The 17,289-nt window shown below is 71.7% G+C and carries 13 protein-coding genes and 2 pseudogenes; 7 read left to right on the top strand and 8 right to left on the bottom strand.

What is annotated here, in order from left to right; translation table 11 throughout:
* Nucleotides 1-316: 316 nt before the first annotated feature.
* Nucleotides 317-487, top strand: a pseudogene (locus B7L92_RS41405) (transposase); the annotation flags it as partial.
* A gap of 274 nt (nt 488-761) precedes the next feature.
* On the top strand, nt 762-1,193 hold the full coding sequence (locus B7L92_RS17530) for an SRPBCC family protein (RefSeq protein ID WP_081238531.1): 432 nt from the start codon (nt 762-764) through the stop codon (nt 1,191-1,193).
* A gap of 315 nt (nt 1,194-1,508) precedes the next feature.
* On the opposite strand, the gene B7L92_RS17525 is transcribed toward B7L92_RS17530, so the two are convergent.
* A complete protein-coding gene (locus B7L92_RS17525) occupies nt 1,509-2,114 on the bottom strand; it encodes a class I SAM-dependent methyltransferase (RefSeq protein ID WP_081238530.1) in 606 nt (201 codons plus the stop codon).
* Between the two features lie 436 nt (nt 2,115-2,550).
* Between B7L92_RS17525 and B7L92_RS17520 the strand changes: the two genes are divergently transcribed.
* Entirely contained in the window at nt 2,551-4,398 is a 1,848-nt protein-coding gene (locus B7L92_RS17520; protein ID WP_081238529.1) for an ABC transporter ATP-binding protein, read from the top strand.
* Entirely contained in the window at nt 4,395-4,535 is a 141-nt protein-coding gene (locus tag B7L92_RS40665) for a hypothetical protein (RefSeq protein WP_159461040.1), read from the top strand. The genes B7L92_RS17520 and B7L92_RS40665 overlap by 4 nt, the downstream gene beginning before the upstream one ends.
* A gap of 300 nt (nt 4,536-4,835) precedes the next feature.
* On the opposite strand, the gene B7L92_RS17515 is transcribed toward B7L92_RS40665, so the two are convergent.
* From B7L92_RS17515 to B7L92_RS17495, 5 genes are all read right to left on the bottom strand, one after another.
* Nucleotides 4,836-5,819 (bottom strand): ferric reductase-like transmembrane domain-containing protein, encoded by a 984-nt coding sequence (locus B7L92_RS17515; RefSeq protein ID WP_081238528.1) that lies wholly within the window; start codon nt 5,817-5,819, stop codon nt 4,836-4,838.
* Nucleotides 5,820-5,988: 169 nt separating this feature from the next.
* Nucleotides 5,989-7,236 (bottom strand): MFS transporter, encoded by a 1,248-nt coding sequence (locus tag B7L92_RS17510; protein WP_081238527.1) that lies wholly within the window; start codon nt 7,234-7,236, stop codon nt 5,989-5,991.
* Complete coding sequence (locus B7L92_RS17505) at nt 7,226-8,452, bottom strand: ATP-grasp domain-containing protein (protein WP_081238526.1); 1,227 nt, start codon at nt 8,450-8,452, stop codon at nt 7,226-7,228. The genes B7L92_RS17510 and B7L92_RS17505 overlap by 11 nt, the downstream gene beginning before the upstream one ends.
* Nucleotides 8,449-9,597: a pyridoxal-phosphate dependent enzyme gene (locus B7L92_RS17500; protein WP_081238538.1), complete on the bottom strand. Its 1,149-nt coding sequence runs from the start codon at nt 9,595-9,597 to the stop codon at nt 8,449-8,451. The genes B7L92_RS17505 and B7L92_RS17500 overlap by 4 nt, the downstream gene beginning before the upstream one ends.
* Before the next feature lie 240 nt (nt 9,598-9,837).
* Nucleotides 9,838-10,578, bottom strand: coding sequence for a class I SAM-dependent methyltransferase (locus tag B7L92_RS17495; RefSeq protein WP_081238525.1), 741 nt, complete (start codon nt 10,576-10,578; stop codon nt 9,838-9,840).
* 272 nt (nt 10,579-10,850) lie between these two features.
* Here B7L92_RS17495 and B7L92_RS17490 point away from each other — a divergent pair, with 272 nt between their 5' ends.
* The 3 genes and pseudogenes from B7L92_RS17490 to B7L92_RS39510 all read left to right on the top strand — a co-directional run.
* The gene (locus tag B7L92_RS17490) at nt 10,851-11,495 is read left to right on the top strand and encodes a hypothetical protein (protein WP_081238524.1); all 645 of its coding nucleotides are present in this window, start codon (nt 10,851-10,853) and stop codon (nt 11,493-11,495) included.
* 164 nt (nt 11,496-11,659) lie between these two features.
* Nucleotides 11,660-12,253: a sigma-70 family RNA polymerase sigma factor gene (locus B7L92_RS17485; protein WP_081238523.1), complete on the top strand. Its 594-nt coding sequence runs from the start codon at nt 11,660-11,662 to the stop codon at nt 12,251-12,253.
* A gap of 251 nt (nt 12,254-12,504) precedes the next feature.
* Nucleotides 12,505-12,654: pseudogene (locus tag B7L92_RS39510) on the top strand (IS256 family transposase); the annotation flags it as partial.
* 41 nt (nt 12,655-12,695) lie between these two features.
* On the opposite strand, the gene B7L92_RS17480 reads toward B7L92_RS39510, so the two are convergent.
* Both B7L92_RS17480 and B7L92_RS17475 read right to left on the bottom strand, forming a co-directional pair.
* Nucleotides 12,696-15,536: a poly(A) polymerase gene (locus B7L92_RS17480; protein ID WP_081238522.1), complete on the bottom strand. Its 2,841-nt coding sequence runs from the start codon at nt 15,534-15,536 to the stop codon at nt 12,696-12,698.
* Nucleotides 15,536-17,275 (bottom strand): RNA ligase family protein, encoded by a 1,740-nt coding sequence (locus B7L92_RS17475; protein ID WP_081238521.1) that lies wholly within the window; start codon nt 17,273-17,275, stop codon nt 15,536-15,538. The genes B7L92_RS17480 and B7L92_RS17475 overlap by 1 nt, the downstream gene beginning before the upstream one ends.
* Nucleotides 17,276-17,289 lie beyond the last annotated feature (14 nt).

The following is a 17,289-nucleotide window of genomic DNA, read 5'->3' as shown; positions in this document are numbered from 1 at the left end:
GGGGCCTTGCCGCAAGCCCCCCGGTGCGCTATACGTTGAGCACGGTAACTGGCTGTTCTCTATCCGCTCGTGGAGTCGATCGGGCTCGAACAGGTCCCTGGTCCGGGTGAGTCGGCCGGTGTGGGTGCATAGAAGAAGGGCCTCTTGGTAGCTCGCGGTTGTCGAATCCAGCGAGGAGCAAGAGGCCCTGGTGTCGAAGTGTCGCGTGGTCGTGGTCGCCGAGTCCAGTTCGTCCACTCCTGGGTGTGACTGTCTCGCCCATCGGTTCGGGAACGCGGCCGACCGGCCGGAGCGCCGGCCCCGATACAGCTCGGACATGAGCGATGCGGAGTGGTCACGGGTGCGGGATCTGCTGCCGGTTCCCGGATGGCCGGCGGGCCGGGGCGGGCGGCCGGAGGGCTACTGCCACCGGCAGATGATCGACGCGATCCGCTACCTCGTCGACAACGGCATCAAGTGGCGGGCGATGCCCGCCGACTTCCCGCCTCGACCACGGGGCTCCGCCCTCACCGTCCGCCGGCGCGATACGGGCCTGACAGCCGAGCTGCACGACCGACTGCGGAACGCCGCGTCCGCCGGGCGGAGGGCCGGAGCCGAGCGCGGGTCGGGCGGGCCGAGGGGCTTCGGCACGATGCCGGCCTCCTCGACCGGTCCCAGGGTGCCCCTGGGCCCCGTCCCGTGTTCCGGCCGACCGGCCGGTGCCGACGCACACTGGAACCAGAGGGCCACACACGCACATGAGCCGGACATGGAGGTGGGCCATGAGCACCCTCGAACAACACATCGACGTCGGAGTCCCGATCGGCAAGGCGTGGGACAGCCTCCACCGGGTGGAGAACTACCCGCGCTTCGTGAATGGACTGCGAAACGCCCGTACGCAGGCAGAGGGCCGAGCACACCTCGGCATCGAGGCCGGCGGTCGGTCCCGGGAGTTCGAGGCCGAAGTCTCCGACCGCGAGGCGGAACACGTGATGGAGTGGCACACCACCGGCGCTCCCGACCTGATGGGTTCCTTCTCCCTGCAGCCGATCGACGAGAACCACACCCGGATCCAGGCACGGCTCGAGTACGAACCCGGCACCATCAGGGACACCTTCGGCGGACCGAAGGGCTTCGCCCAGGCGAACGCCATAGAACGCCTCGTCCGCAGCGACCTCGAGCACTTCAAGGAGTACGTGGAACAGGAACGGTGATCAGCCGGAAGGACCCCGCTGCGGCACCACCGGGACGCGGCACCACCCAGCCCATGACCATCAGGCCGGCCGGAGGCGTCGTCGCGATGTCCCGGCCTCGTGGCAGTGAACCCACCAGGGGACATACCGCGTCGTGACAGTGAGCTCCGGCGCCCGGGTCACCCTCGTGTCAGCAGCGGGCAGTCACTCGCCCCCACCGTGACCAGCGAAAAGGCGGCGGAAAGCGGCCGACAGCGACTGTCGGCCGTTCCACTGTCACGAACCCGGCGCATGGCAGCCCGGCGGGCACATGCGATCAAGACGTCCGGCAGATCCTCACCGGCGGTGGACGCTGACGGCGTAGCCGCCGCCGTCGTAAGGGGCGGCGTCCCAGGTGGCGAAGCGGTCGACCAGGGTGAAGCCGGCTGCGGCGCAGTGGTCGTCGTACTCCGACAGCGTGATGCTGGGCGGCACGGGCAGGTGGGCTTCGTCCAGGCCGAAGCCCGCGACCAGCAGACCGCCCGGACGCAGGGCCGCGGCCAGGCGCTTGACCACCGTGGCCTCGGTGCCGGCGGCGAGCAACGGGAAAACGTTGCCTGCAGCGACCACGAGATCGAAGTCCGCCGCGATGCCGAGCAGGCCCGGCTCGAACTCGGCCAGATCGACTTGGAACCAGGGCAGTCCCGGCGCCTGCTTCTGCGCCACTGCGAGCATCGACGCGTCGAGATCCACCCCGACGCAGTCGTACCCGAGCTCCGCGAGCCGGATCACGACCCGTCCGGTACCGCACCCGGCGTCCAGCACCCGCGCTCCGGCAGGCACGAGAGCTGCGCAGAACCGCGCCTCACCGTGCACGTCCTTCCCGCTGCGGGCCAGGGCCGCGAAGCGTGCGGCGTAGTCCTCTCCGGACGTCTCCCCGGTCAGCTCCCTCCAACGGCTCATGAGGCCAACTATAGGTCGGTCGTGTGCCGCTCGAAGAAGTGCCCGAGCGCGCGGCGCGGCTGGGCCGGACGGTGTCGAGACTTCGGGCGATACTCAACTATTTTCAACTTATTGCCCCGGAACGCCATCCAAGTCCCGCCCTGAGACGTACCCCAGGCATAGCAAGTTTCAGGAGGAACGCAATGGCTATCTTCAGCAATCTGATTCCTGCCTATCGCCGGGACCGCCACAACGACACGTCGCGCCGCGACGACTCCTCGAAGCATGGTCATGGGCACGACCGCGGTCACGGCGACCGTCACGGCCACGGCGGCCGTCACGGTCACAGCAATGGCCACGGCCACGGTCACCGGTAACCACACCACGGAGGCTGGGCGGACCATAGACCGGAAGGTCCTGGTCCGCTCTGTCCGTCCCTCCACGAGGAACGCATGCCATGGTGCATGTCCTGCGGCGTCTGCTGTCGGTGGGTGAGGCTTCCGATGTGGTGGCGGCCGCGCCTCCGGTGTCTCCGCGCGAGGTGTTCCGGCGGTTCTGGCCCTATACCCGCGGCGGTCGGCGCTGGTTCGCTCCCATCGTCCTCTTCAGTCTGATCGGCCCCGCCCTCGACGCCACGGAGATCTGGCTCTTCAAGATCGTGGTGGACGATGTGCTCGTTCCCCGCGACGTCGGACCGCTCCTGTGGATCGCACCGACCTATATGGGTCTCATCCTCGGCTCCGGCATTCTGGGGTTCGCCGACGACGTGACGTCCACGTGGGTCAGCGAACGCTTCCTGCTGACGCTCCGCTCCGATGTGTTCCGGCACGTCCAGGGCCTGTCGCTCGGATTCTTCGAACGCCGGCGGCTCGGGGACGTGCTGTCGCGTGTGACGGGCGACGTCGACACGGTCGAGACGTTCCTGCTCTCGGGGGTGGCGGACGCCCTCTACTACGTGATCCGCCTGGGTGTCTTCCTCGGTCTGCTGTTCTATCTGCAGTGGGACCTGACCCTCCTCGCCCTCGTCATCGTGCCGCTGTTCTGGCGCGCCGCACGGCACTTCTCGCGGCTGATCAAGGAGGCGTCCCGGGAACGCAGGCGCCGCAGCGGTTCGATCAGCGCGATCGCCGAGGAGTCGCTGGGCAACGTCGCCCTGGTGCAGGCGTACAACCGGCAGAAGTGGGAGGAGCGCCGGTTCGAGCGTGAGAACGTCGGCAGGTTCCGGGCCACGATGGCCTCGACCCGGATCCGCGCCGTCTACGGATCCGTCGTCGAGGTCATCGAGGTGTCCGGCGTCCTCGCGGTCATGAGCCTGGGCACCTGGAAGCTGGCCCAGGGACAGCTCACGCTGGGCGGACTGCTGGTCTTCCTGGCGCTGATCGGCAACCTCTACAGTCCGGTCCGCGGCCTGTCCCACCTCGGCACCACCTTCTACGCGGCGTCCGCCGCGGCCGAGCGGATCATCGAGTTGCTGGACCAGCGGCCGCAGGTCGTCGAGGCCGCCGGCGCCCGCCGGATCGGCCGTGCGCGGGGTGACCTGGAGTTCGACGGCGTCTCCTTCCGCTATCCCGGTACGCCGTCCTGGGCACTGTCGGACGTGTCGTTCCACGTGGCCGCCGGAGAGACGTTGGCGCTGGTCGGGGCCAGCGGGGCCGGCAAGTCGACGGTCGCGAAGCTGCAGCTGCGCTTCTACGACCCCGACCGGGGCGCGGTCCGCCTCGACGGGACGGATCTGCGGGACCTGAGCCTGTCCGACCTGCGGGAGAGCGTCGCGGTGGTCCTGCAGGAGACGCTGGTCTTCCACGGCACCGTGCGGGACAACATCGCCTACGGCCGACCGGAGGCGACGGAGGCGGACATCGTCGCGGCGGCGCGCGCCGCGGACGCGCACGAGTTCATCGAGCTGCTCCCGGAGGGCTACGACACGATGGTCGGCCAGCGCGGCCGGACGCTCTCCGGCGGGCAGCGCCAGCGCCTGGCGATCGCCCGCGCGATGATCAGGGACGCACCCGTGCTCCTCCTCGACGAACCGACCACCGGCCTCGATGCGCGGTCCGGCCGGCGGATCATGGACCCGCTGCGCCGGCTCATGGCCGGGCGGACGACCGTCGTCATCTCCCACAACCTGCTGACCGTCCGGGACGCCACGCGCATCGTGGTTCTCGACCAGGGCAGGATCGTCGAGTGCGGCGCCCACGACGACCTGCTCGAGCGCGGCGGGACGTACGCCCGGCTGCACCGGCTGAACGCCCTGACCGGTGCCGCCCCAGCCGGGCCCTCGGCCCCCAAGACGGTGCTGCCATGAGGGGTCCCGGCGGTGCGGGCCGCCCCGCCCCCGGCGCCCGGCACGAGACCGGCCCCGGGCTACGAGGTCGCGGCGCATCCGGCGCGCACCGGCGCCTGCTCGACTTCTACGACTTCTGGAGCGAGGCACGGCACTGATCGGCATCACGTCGTACGAGGTCGCCGCTGAGGACGTGCCGTTCGGCCGAGGGGTTCCCGCGAGGTTCCTCCCCGCGGGAAGAAAGGTGACGCGCCCTGCGACGGCGGTGTCACGGGCGGCCGGGACGGCTGGTATCCGCAGCGGGAAGGGGCCGTCCCGCCGATCGGCTCGCGGCGGTGTCTGCCCGGGGCTCGCGGCGGCCATCGACGGCTGCCCTCGGACCGATCCGTCGTGCCGGTCCCCGGTGGCCGAACCGGCCGCCGCACTCGACGCGACACTGCCCGGCCCGGGGCGCCGCCTCAGTCGTGATCGTGACTGGACGAGGTGTCGGCGGGAGGAACGGTCCGGCCGCCGTCGTTCCCGCTGACGACCACACCGATGAGGGCGAGGATCACGCCGACCACGGCAAGGCGCCCGCTCAGGCGCAGGGCCCAGCCCATGGGTGAACCCGAGTGGACGCGGGGACCGCGCAGCTTCTCCGAGCGGCGGGCGGGTCGCACCAGGCGTAGCAGAAGCAGCGCGGCGACAGGGAGCTGGAGCAGCCATACGGCGGTACGGAACCAGCCGTCGTACCAGACGTTCGTTCCGTAGAGGAGTGTGTGCCAGACGCTCAGGATGTAGACGACGATCACGAAGCGGTGCAGGACTCGCCAGGTCCTGGGACCGATGCGGTGCTTGACGTAGAAGAGCAGCCCCAGGGGGATGGCCAGGTAGAGCGCTGCTTGTCCGAGGGGGATGGCGAGCTTGCCGGTGCCGGAGTCGTAACCGCCCGGGACGAAGGTCTCCACGAAGGCCGTGCCGAGCGCCGAGTACCACCTCGCGGTGTCGCTGCGCACCAGTTGGGCGGCGAACAGCAGGGCGTGGGCGGCGATGAGGGCGATGCTGTTGAGGCTCGTGGTGCGGTGGAGGCGTTCGAGGCGCTGGCCGGACAGCCGGCTCCAGGAGGGGCGGGGGCCGGAGAGCAAGAGGCCGAGGACGACGGTGATCCAGGCCCACAGCAGTGCGGACCAGCCGAATGCCTGGCTGAGGAAGTACATCCAGAACTCGCCCGTGTCGACCATGAAGGGCATGACGGACACGGTCGACGAGGTCTCGGCACGGATGCGGTGGTAGAGGAGGGCGAAGACGGCAGCGGTGACGACCAGCGCGATGACACCGTCCGGTAAGGACGCCCGCAGATCGGAACGCAGGGTGGCTCGTCTTTTCCGCTCACCGGAGTCGGCACCGGGGACGGCGGAGCCGTCGGCCTCTCCGGGGGCGGATCGAGTTGGTGATGACGTCATCGTGCGGCCTCTTCAGTCGCTTCGGCTGGTGAGCGGTGCGTCCACTGGGGAAGTACAGGATGCTGTGTGCGGCCGCCCTGTTGGAGAAGTCGGGACGGCAGGAGGGAAAGTTCCCCGCAGTGCCGTATGGCGTGAGTCACATGACGTCGGTGTCGGCGGATGTCGTCCCTCACTCCCGCGACGACCGCTTCCGCTCCTGTCGCCGACCGGCTTCCGGAAGGTGGCCGCCGGTGCGGCGGCGACGCGCCGCGGCCGTCAGCAGGAGGGGAAGCAGCAGGCCCTGCAGGCACACGGCGATCCAGAACAGCCGTGTCGAGCCCGCGGCTTCCGCCCCCGCGTAGAGCTGGCCGCCGACCGCCCCGCTGGCGAACGCGCCGAGGCCGGCCGCCAGCCGCTGCCGGCCGAAGACCACAGCCGGCGGGGAGGACGATCGAGCGAGCGCCTCCAGGTCGTTCTTGAGGAAGAGCACGACCTCGCCCAGGCACATGAGTGCCGCTCCCGCGCCGATGGCCACGTACCCGCCGTGTGCTGTGACGGCCGTCCCGGCCGCCATGCTGCCGAACCCCACCTTCATGGCATCCCGGTAGGTGAGTGCGGCGGTCCACCGCGCCAGCAGCGGCTGCGTGACGGCCAGGAGGCAGGCGTGGCCCGTCAGCACTGCTCCGTAGAAGACCGCCGAGGTGCGGGGGACGGCATAGAGCGCCAGATAGTGCTGGAAGAACATGAAGACGTACACGCTCAGGACGGTCACGGCGAAGGGCGGCGGTCCGCAGTCGTGGTGTGCCTGCCTGCCGTCGGCGTCACCGGTGTCCGCCCCCACCGCGTCGGCCTCCGGCCGTGCGGCCGCCGGCAGCAGCGCGTGGCCGGCGCCGACGAGCGCGAACAGCACGGTGACACAGGAGAAGAGCACCGTGGGCGAACCCACGATGAGGGGTGCCGCGGCCGGCGGACCGAGGGCGATTCCGGCGTTGAACGCCGTCCCGCTCACCGCCAGCAGCCGGGGCCGGTCGGCCTCCGCGGATCCTTCCACCAAGTACGCCTTGTTCGCCGGAAGGTACAGGGCCGCCCCGCAGGAGACCAGGAACAAGGCGACGACCGCGAGCACGGGGCTGGTCATCCCCGGCACGAACACCGCGAACCCGGCCGTCCGCACGGCCAGCGCCGTCAGCATGGTGGCCCGCAGACCGACGCGCGCGGTCAGCGCGCCCGCCGCCACGCCCCCGGAGAACTGCACCAGGGAGGCGACGGCCAGCACCATGCCGACCGTGCCGAGCCCCAGCCCGAGCCGCTGGTGCAGCAACACCGACATGTACGGCAGGACGGCGAAGCTGCCCAGGGTGATCAGGAACGAGGCGGCCAGCAGGAACGCCTGCGGGCCCGTGATCCGCCGGCCGCCGGGCCGCGCCCTACGGCCCATCGTCGGCGACGACGGGCCACACGCGGACGGCCGCGCTCCACGCCCGGTGCTGCGCCAGCTCCGCCGTGGCGGCCTCGGCCAGCACGATGCCGGTGCAGCCGCGCTGGTCACCCACAGGGGGCAGGACGTCCCCCGGTGCCCTGGTCGGGTACCAGCGCACCTCTCCGGGGAAGGCCGCGAGTTCCTCCAGCCCGTGCCAGCCCTTGAGGACGCCCGGCCGGTCCGCGTAGACGAGGACGAAAGCGTGTGCGGGTCCGTCGTGCTCGAGCGGCGCGTCCATGAGGCGCGGCCGTGAGCCCAGCGCCTCCTCCATCATGGCGGTGTACACGTTGGTGCCGAGCGAGCGGCACAGGACCTCCCCCACCAGCGCTCCGCCGATCCTGCGGTTGATCTCGACCAGCTCCGGTCCGGTGGAGGTGACGACGAACTCCACGTGGGCGAAGCCGCTGTGGTGGCCCGTCGCGTGCAGAACGTCCCCGACCCACCGCTCGATCGCATCCGACTCGGCCTGGGGCAGAGCGACGGGGAAGGCGGCGGCCTCCTCCCGCACGGCCGGCTGCCGGGACGTCTGCCGGCTGAGGACGCCCAGCAGTCTCGTGGTGCCGTCCCAGCTGAGCGTCTCCGCGCTGTACAGCGGCCCGGACAGGAACGCCTCCGCGAAGAGGTCACCCATCAGCTGCTGCCGGCCGGCGTCGGCGAGAGCACCGCGCAGTGCTTCCTCGTCGTGGGCGATCCACACGTTCCGCGAGGAGGTCCCCGCGCTGTCCTTGAGCACCGCCGGGAGACCGACCGCACGGCAGATGTCCTCGGCGCTGTCCGGCCTCGGCGCCACGCGCACGGCACCGCTCCGGCTCAGTCCCCGGCGGTGCAGGAGGTCGCGCACCCTGTACTTGTCGCGGAGCAGCCGCACCGTTTCCGGGTCCGGGCCGGGCAGCCCGAACTCGGCAGCGAGGTCGGCGGCCGGCACGCTCCAGGTGTCGGTGGTGTTGAGCAGCGCGGCCAGGTCAGGCAGGGCTGCCAGCGCGCGCCGGGTAGCCGTCTCGTCGAACGTGTCGACGTCGATGACGGTCAGCGCGTCCCCGGGCAGGGTGTCGAGTTCATGGCGGTACACGGACCGGTCCGCGGTGAGCAGGCACAGCCGGTGCCCGGCGTCGGCTGCCGCCGCGACCATGCGGCCCAGACCGAAGGACAGCGATTCCAGTGCTGCGATGGTCATGGCGTCACCTCCGTGGACGAGACGTGTCCGGCGGTGTCGGCGCTGTCCTCGTCGGGGCACCGGTCCGGCCGGAAGTTCCCCGGATCGGGCCGCCGGGCCCACTCCATCACCGACCAGGGCGGCCGCAGTTCGCCGAGCGCACGGATGCGGCGCGGCCGGAGCGCCCGCATGTCCTCTGCCTCGGTGTGCCGGGCGAAGACCCGTTCGGCGTAGCGGTGGCCGGTGTCCGCGCCCAGGACGAGGTGGAGACGTTCGGGATCGCGGTCCGTCTCCCACGAGGCGACCAGGTGCGCGGCTCCGGTGGACAGACCCGCGAAGACCGCGTGCTGCCGCAGGAGGCCGACGGCGCCGGCCATGGCGTGCCGGAAGTCCACCCAGTGCACGGTGTCGTACAGCTCGTGCCGGACGTTGTCGAAGGGTATGGAACTCCCGATGCCCGCGATGATCGCCTCGGGGTCGCTGAACCGCTCACTGCCGAAGGTGACGCTGCCGAACGGCTGGATCCCGACCAGGCGTACCGCCCGTCCCGTCTCGCGCAGGGCCTGCACCAGTCCACCGGTGGAGGCGCCGGTGCCGACCGCGCCGACGACGGTCAGGGGTACGTCGGCCAATGTCCCGGTGACGAGGTCCGCGAACTCCCGGTAGCCGACGTAGTGGACGGAGTCGTGGTACTGCCGCATCCAGTGGAAGTCGGGGCGGGCGGCCAGCAGCTTTCGCACATGGCGTACGCGGCGTTCCTGGTCGAGCTTGAGGTTCCGGGACGGAGGCATCTGGTCGACCGTCGCGCCGAGCACCTCCAGCTGGGCCCGCATGACCGAGTCGACCGTCGTGGAGGCCACGATGTGGCACCGCAGGCCGTAGCGATGGCAGGCCATCGCGAGTGCCAGGGCGTAGATGCCGCTCGAACTGTCGACGAGCGTCTGTCCGGGGACGACGCGTCCACGGCGCAGCAGCGTGCGGACGGCGCCCAGCGCCGCGTAGACCTTCATCGTCTCGAAGCGGGCGAGCACGACATTGTCCCCGAGCCGGATCAGGGCGGGTGCCTTGATGGCATCGGTGATGTGGTCGTGCACCGGTGCGGTCGATTCGGCCGTGGCGGTGGGCGACCGTGAAGCGGCGACGGCCGTCCGTGCTTCCCCGGGCACCGCCCACGGGTCGCGTTCCGGCGGTCGGGCCGCTGCTGCGAGGATACGCGTGCGGTCGTGGTTCTCGTGGTGCGGTGGCATGTCGTACCGGTCCTCCAGTGATACGGGCGCCGAACAGTTGGCCACGAGCGGACGGCAGTGGATGCGTGCGCGTTCGGTTGCCGCCCGTGCCGGGGCTCGGTGGACCACGCGCGGCCGTACCCGCCCGTGGCGCGACGCGGGCGGACGTCACGGCCCGCGTCATTTCTTGCGCCCCCGAACGATCAGCCGCCGTGAGTGGTGGTCGTACGCGGAACCGTCGAAGCCGCCGAAGCACTCCACCTCCGCGAACCCGGCAGCCACGAACAGGTCGTGCAGCTCGGCGGCGCTGTAGAGCCAGGACGTCAGGGACGCCGTGCGCGCCGACGTGCCCCGCACCAACGTCCAGTCGGTCCGCAGCTTCCGCCAGCTGTCGAAGACGACGTCCCGCTGGACGACGTACGAGCCGTCCGGCAGGTCGACGGCCTGAGGACGCCCGATCCAGCCGGCCAGGACCTCCTTGCCCATGACGTCGACGAGGAGCTGCCCGTCAGGGGCGAGGCTCTTCCAGGCGTTGCGGAGAACCTGGAGGTTGTCCTCCGGGTCGTCGAAGTACCCGAAGGACGTGAACATGTTCAGGACAACATCGAATGCTTCGGGGGCCGTGTAGGTGAGCATGTCCGCCCGTACCAGCCGCACGTCGGCTCCGGCCTCCTCGCACGCGCTCCTCGCCCGGTCCAGCATCGCCTCACTGAGGTCGACACCCGTGACGTCGAAGCCCTGCCCGGCCAGCGGCACCAGGAACAGACCGGGACCGCAGCACAGGTCGAGCACCCGCGATCCGGGCGGGAAGCGCAGGAGGGGCGAGGTGGCCACCAGCTCCGCGACGGACTCCGCACGCTCCGGGGAGAACATCGTGGGCGCGAAGTCGGACCACAGGGAATCGTCCTCGTACCACTTCATGACGCTCGGCCTCCTCTTGGGCCCGTCGGCCCCGGTCGTCGTCTCCTGTCACTCACCTTCCTCTGAGAAGTCGGCTGCTTCCGGCAGGCGGTTCCCGGCGGTCGACGACGGACGGCGCCGACCGCGTCGGCTCCATCCCTCCTCAAGTTCCTTGTCAGTACTGTGAGTTGATTCACAGGGGCGGGGGTGAGTCGGGTTTTCGGCCACCCTCCGTACTGATCCGGCAGGAACAGCCGCGAAGCGAGAAGCACGGATGCGAGGATGAGCCCGCCATGACTGCTGGGTGGTGCTGTCGCGCGGTACGGGCCGCGGTGTTCGCGGCCGTCTGTGCGCTGCTCGCCGCCCTGGGGCACGGAACGGTGTCCGGCTCCGCCGTGCCGTGGTGGGCCGTCGCCGCAGCGGCCGTAACGGTCGGCGGAGCCACCTGGTGCCTGGCCGGACGAGAGCGTGGGCTCCTCCTGGTCGTCTCCGTCGCGATGGCCACCCAGGCAGTCCTGCACACGTGGTACTCGCTGGCCCAGGCGATCGCGCAGCGCCACGAGCCGCACCTGGCCCGGCCCACCACTCGTCACCCCGCCAGGGCACACGGCACGCCGCTGGAACACGTGGCACACCTGGATCACATGGGCAGCGACACGGCCGGCATCTCGTCGGTCGGCATGTTCGCGGCCCACGTACTGGTGGTGCTGCTGTGCGGCCTGTGGCTCGGCTACGGCGAACGCGCCGCCTTCCGCATCCTGCGGACACTCGCCGGGTGGTTCGTCGCACCGCTGCGGCTGCCGCTCCTGCTGCCCACACCGCCGCACCGTCCGGGCGTCCGCCCCCAGCGAGACCGATCGGCCCGCGCACCACGGCAGTTCCTCCTCGTCCACACCATCACTTCTCGGGGCCCGCCCACCGCAACCGCTGTCACCTGACAGCCGGTTTCCCGGTGCCGCCGAGGCTCCCCGCGCCCAGGCGGCTCGGGCATCGGCCGTACGCCTCCGTGCGGTCGTACCTCGCTCACCCCTGCGTGGTCGCACGCCGTCACCGGGCCCGCCGCCGTTCGCCGCCGGGTCCGGACTCCCGAGAAGGACGCCACATGACCGCTCCTGCCCTGCCCATCTCGCCCGACGACTCGGCGACGGTCTGGGCGCTCGCTGCCCGCACTGGTGACGCCGAGGCCGCCGAGCGCTTCGTCCGGGCCCTGCACCGAGACGTCCGCCGGTACGTGACCAGTCTCGGTGTCGACCCCCAGTCCGCCGACGACCTGACCCAGGACACCTTCCTGCGGGCGCTCGGCAGCCTGCATCGTTTCGAAGGCCGCTCCTCGGCCCGCTCCTGGCTGCTGACCATCGCTCGCCGCGCGGTGGTCGACAGCTTCCGGTACACCGCCACCCGGCCTCGGCTGTCGGACACCGACGACTGGCAGGCCGCGGCCGAACGCGCCCAGCCGCACAACCTGCCCGGATTCGACGACGGCATCGCCCTCGCCGACCTGCTGGCCGACCTGCCCGACGAACGCCGCGAGGCTTTTGTCCTCACCCAGTTACTCGGGGTGCCCTACGCGGAAGCGGCGCTGTTCAGCAACTGCCCCATAGGAACGGTGCGTTCCCGGGTGGCCCGCGCGCGCATCTCCCTGATCGAATCGCTCCGCGACGCCGAGCAGCACACCCGGAGAGACACCGCAGCCTGACCGTCGACGCCACAGCCGACCGGCGCACCACCTGAATCGGAAGACCACGAAGGGACCGACCGCCGAGCTGTCGGTCCCTTCGTCCTGAGCTCGACTCCGTCGGGACATTTCCGTCGGGACATTTGTCGAGGTGGAGCAGTGCTCGGTACCTGTGGATCAGCCCTGACGGAAGCGGGCGTGCCTCCCGACGGGTCGATCGACAGGTCATCGAGCAAGGCCGGCGTTGCCGCGTCGGTCGGAGAGATGTGCCCGTGCTCGCGGTAGTCGACGAGGACGGCACCACGCCAAGTGGCAGCTCACTGCTGGACGAGATCGTCCGGGAAGGCGCACGGCGGACGCCAGCCGCCGCGCTGGAGGCCGAAGTCAGTTCCCGTACAGCCGCGTTGGCCGATGAGCGCGACACCATGACAGCGCCTTGACGCACCATCCCCCGGTCAACCGGTCAACGCAGGGTCGGTACGGTGCCGCACTCCGCCCACGTGACGTCGACCCCGCGCAGTCCTCTGCCCCACTCCTCGGAGATTTCCGCGAGCCGGGCGGCATCGGGCGGGGTGCGGCCGAGGCCGATTGCGTACCGTACGAATCCCGGCCCCGTCTCGAACGGGCGGGGCCAGGCGTACGCGTCCGCCGCTCCGGCGTCCTCCAGAGCGGTGAGCAGCGCTCGCAGACGCCCCCGGACGCGCCCCGAAGTCTCCTCGAACTCCTCGGCGGGGCCCGGGCGCACGGCCAGGATCGCCCAGGCCGCGTGCTGCCGGTGCAGGGAGGGGGGCGACAACAGCTCGGGCCAGGGATTCGTGTCCGCATCCGCTGCCGTTTCCAGGATGGTCCAGGCGCGGTAGAGCTCATCGGTCAGCAGGTCCCGGAAGCCGGCGCCGACCTGTCCGGCGCAGTTGCGGACGGGATCGGTGGGCGTCATGAGTGCCACGGGCGTGTGCGGTCCCGTTCCGGTGGGTGTGAGGCCGACCGGGTCCCTCCAGTCCCAGGCGGCCCAGGTGCCGAAGAAGTGGCGGAGCAGGTCCGGAGCGGCCGAGTCCGTGGCCTCGCGTGTCGTGCGGGCCGCGAGCACCGACCAGGCCAGGCCCGGCAGTCCGCCGAAGGGGGCCGAGTCGAGGCCGCGCGCCCCGGCCCACGCCTTCACCTGCCTGGCGAGCCGGGTGAAAGCGGTGTGGTGGTCGCCCACCGCGGCCCGTACCGCGTGCGCGTCGCTCACCGCGCTCAGGGCGATCGCCGCCGCCTGGTCCAACTCGGCGCGGCGGGCCACTGCTTCGCCGGGGTCGAGCGTTCCGGTGGCGACGACGACCAGGTCGACGTCCAGATCACCGGTGCGTAGCCGCAGGCCCGGCACCCGAGCGCCGGTCACCTGCCGCACCCGGGTGCCGTCCGGCAGCGCGGCGGTCACCCGTGCCCGGACGTCGGCCAGGTCGACGCTGCCCGGCAGCGCCGCGACCAGGTCCAGGTCCGCTCCGGCCAGAGCGCAGCCCATGCGCCGTGATCCGACGATGTGGACGACCCCGTCATCCAGCGCCGCGGAGATGCGCTGCGCCGTCCTGCGCGCCAGGGCGGCCCGGGCCCCGCTCTCCGCGGCCGGCTCGGTGGTGGCGGGATCGGGGGTGTCGGGCAGCCACCGTACGTCGCCCGTTCCGAGCGCGATCGTGGCGCGTGGACGCATCGGTTCGTCGCCCCGGCGGGAGAGCAGGACCAGTTCTCCCACCCGTGCCGACATCCCGTCGAGCCGGGCGGCGCATGCGGCGGCGAGGCGCTGCGGATCCCTCGTCCGACCCAGGGTGAGGTGGGGGGTGAAGCCCTCGGCGCGCCCGCGGCAGCGCGGAAAGCGTTCCTCCAGAGCGCGGCGCAGTCCTGCCCACGGCGCTTCGTCGGCCGCCGGGTCGAGCCAGACGGTGGCATCGTCCCGGTGCCCGAAGGTGTGCACCCCGTCCAGCCGAGCGGTGAAGGCCGCCGTGCCGGCCGCCGCTTCGGCCAGCAGCGGGGCGGCCTGCTCGAAGTCGGACTCCGGCACGAAACCGAAGAGCAGATTGACGTGCGGCGGCCAGCGGTGGACCTGCGGATCGTGCTCCTGGCGGATGCCCTGGAGCATCGGCCACAGCTCCTGGGGAGGTATCCACGCCAGTGCGGTGCGGGCTGTCGGCCGGGCGTCGAGGACCCCCGTGGGCCCGGTACCGCTCAGCTGAAGGTCCGCCTCCACGCCGTAGTGGTCCGAGACGTAGAGCCCGTCCGTTGTGGGCGAGTCGCCCCGCAGGAAGGCCCCGGTCGCCCGCACCCGCCCCGCGCGCAGGAAGATCCGGTCCAGCCGGGAGGCCCGGCCGGACAGCGAGGACACCGCGGCCAGCGGATTGACGCCCGGGTCGAACGTGGGCGTCCGGTCGCCGGGCCCGTGGACCTCCGTCCAGGCGTCCCGCAGCCCGAGCGCGGCAGCCGGTTCGTCGCCGCCGTCGTTGAAGTCACCGACCAGGATCAGATCGCCGTCCACGCCGCCGAGTCCCTCGGCGAGTCGGCCCAGTTCGGCCTGCCGCCGGGCCGGGCCGTTGTGGGAGTGGTCACTGCTCAGATGGGTCGTGGCCACCACGAGGGGACCGGAGCCGGTCTCCACGGTGATGGCGGTGACGGCCTTGTGCGGTCCGAGTTCGTGCCGCCCCGCCTCCCGTACGGGCAGCCGGCTGAGCAGCAGGAGCCCGCTGTTCTCGACGTCCTTCCCTCCCGGGTCGGTGCCCAGGGTGTAACCGGCGCGGACCCAGGGCGCCCGCAGCAGCAGGGCGAGCAGACCGGCTTCGACCTCCTGGAGCGCGATGACGTCCGCATCGGCGTCCTCCAGGGCTGCGAGCAGCAGGGGGCGGCGCCGGGCGGTGTCGATGCGGTCGCTGTCGTACCGGTCCCACAGCGTGTTCCAGGTGAGTACGCGCAGACTTCCCGCGCTCGGCACGGTCGTCCGGGGTGCGCCGTCCGTGGGGCGCCACCCCTCTGCCGGTTCCCATCCGTAGGGCGTCCCGGCTGTGAAGAAGGGCGCTCGCAGCAGGCGCGGGTGCCGCACCCGGCCGGCGTCCGACGTGTCGATGCGGTCCACACCGGTGGCGCGGTCCCAGACCAGCTCGCCGTCCGCCTCGACGAACAGCACCCGGTGCCACGGGATGTCGCCGCCGGGCACGAACGAGGGCAGCGGGACCCGCTTGGGGGCGGCACCGCGCTGGGTGATCCCCAGCACGAACCGGGCCGGATCGAACCGCGGGTCCCAACGGACCCGGTGATAGACCTCGTCGCTCGTACGCATCACGCCTCTCCTCCGTCCACGGTGCCGTCCAGCGTGCCCTCGGTGTCGTCGACGGTTCCGCCCGCTCCGACGTACCAAGTGCGGTGGGCCTCGGCCGGGTAGGGCGGGGTGAACCGGTGCAGCTGCGAGGTGAGCACCGCGGGCGGCACCGGGTGCGCACGTCTCTCGTTGCGCCGTGCCAGCTCGTCCTCGTCGACCAGCGCGACCACGTGAGTGACCAGGGCGTCGCGGCGCCGTGCCACCCCGTGTACCAGGGAACGTTGGTGCGGGTTGAGGGACGTGGCGTCCCACACCACGGTCCCGCCGCCGGCCAGCGCCGCGTCGAGCCGGTCCAGGCCCTCCCGCAGGACGTCCCCGTTGGCCCGCTGGTCGGTCCGAGAGCCCCGGGCCCGGCGCAGTTCGTCGAGGGAGACGCACGAGTCGGTCCGGGGGAGTCTCCTGGCGAAGGTGCTCTTCCCGCTGCCCGACGGCCCGACGAGATGGATCAGCAGGGGAAACGCCCCGGAACGCCATCGCCAGCTTGCCGCCACCGCCTCGTCGACGGTGGCGACCCGCCCTTCGGCGAACGCGTCCCGCGCCTCCGCCCAGCACCGGTCGGCGGCAGCGGGGCCGAGGCCGGCGAGTGCGTCCTGCAGCCCGGCCCGCAGCGGCTTCAGCGGCGATGCGCCGAGCAGCCCTGCGTCCTCGGCGTGCAGCGCGGACCATTCGACCTGTTCACGAGCCTCGGCGGTGTGCGCGACCGCCCCCGCGACCGCGTGGAGCACCCCCAGGTCGGCGGCGAGGGCGATGCGTACCAGGCCGGTCCGGCGGTCGCCGTCCGGGTACGGGCGCTGAAGCCTCGGTGACAGCCCGACCAGATCTGCGGTGCGGCGGGCGCTCCGCATGCCCAGCGGTCCCGCGAGGCGGGGCCCGAGCCACGCCCGGCGCGTGCTGTGGAGCATCGCGGCCAGGACGCCCTCCAGCCGTGCGTCCCCGGACCGGCCCAGCACGTCCAGTCTCGCGGACACATCGGCGACGGCGGCCTCGGCGGCGGCCGGATCCTCCGGGGCGACGCCCAGCGCGGCCGACAGGGACGGCACGTCGGCGACCGCCCCCGAACGCACCGCCCACAGCGCGGCGTTCGGTCCCAGAGCGTTCTCCACGACAGCGGCGTGCATCCAGTGCGTATCGGTTCGAACGTGCCTCTTGCGCACCCACTTGGCCACCCGCCGCCCGAACTCCTGCCGGCCGAACCCCTCGACGGTGCGTACGACGTAGCCCTCCTGGCGCGCGGTGTCCAGCCGCAGCGCGCGCAGCGCACGCTCGTCGAAGACACCCCGCCACAGCACCTGCGGCACCGGAACTCCCAGCCGCCGCAGGAACCGGACCGTCCGGTCCCAGCCCAGGCAGCGGTTGCCGCCGTCCCAGACGGAGAACCCGTAGAACCAACTCTCCAGGTCCTCGTACGCGATCGAGTGCCGTGCGAAGAGGTTCTCGCCGCACACCCGCCAGCCCTGCGGGATCTCCGCGCCGATCCGCCCCTGCAGGCTCTTCACCCACGCCCGCGAGGGATGGTGCGCGGAATCCAGCGACCGGGCGTGAAGCCCGTCGGCGTAGAGGGTGGTGTTCTCCCCGTCGAGCTTCTCGGTGACCACGACCTCGCGGCCGCGCAGCCCGGACAGGTCACCGGCTCGTATGTCGTCCGACGCCGCCCCCGGTGACCACGGGAGATGAGGCGTACGGGGGTAGGGCACACGCATGATCCACTTTTCGT

The organism is Streptomyces viridosporus, assembly GCF_002078235.1.
Classification (GTDB): Bacteria; Actinomycetota; Actinomycetes; order Streptomycetales; family Streptomycetaceae; genus Streptomyces; species Streptomyces viridosporus.
Note: the sequence above shows the minus strand (reverse complement) of the source record. Positions and strands in the feature narration are given on the sequence as shown.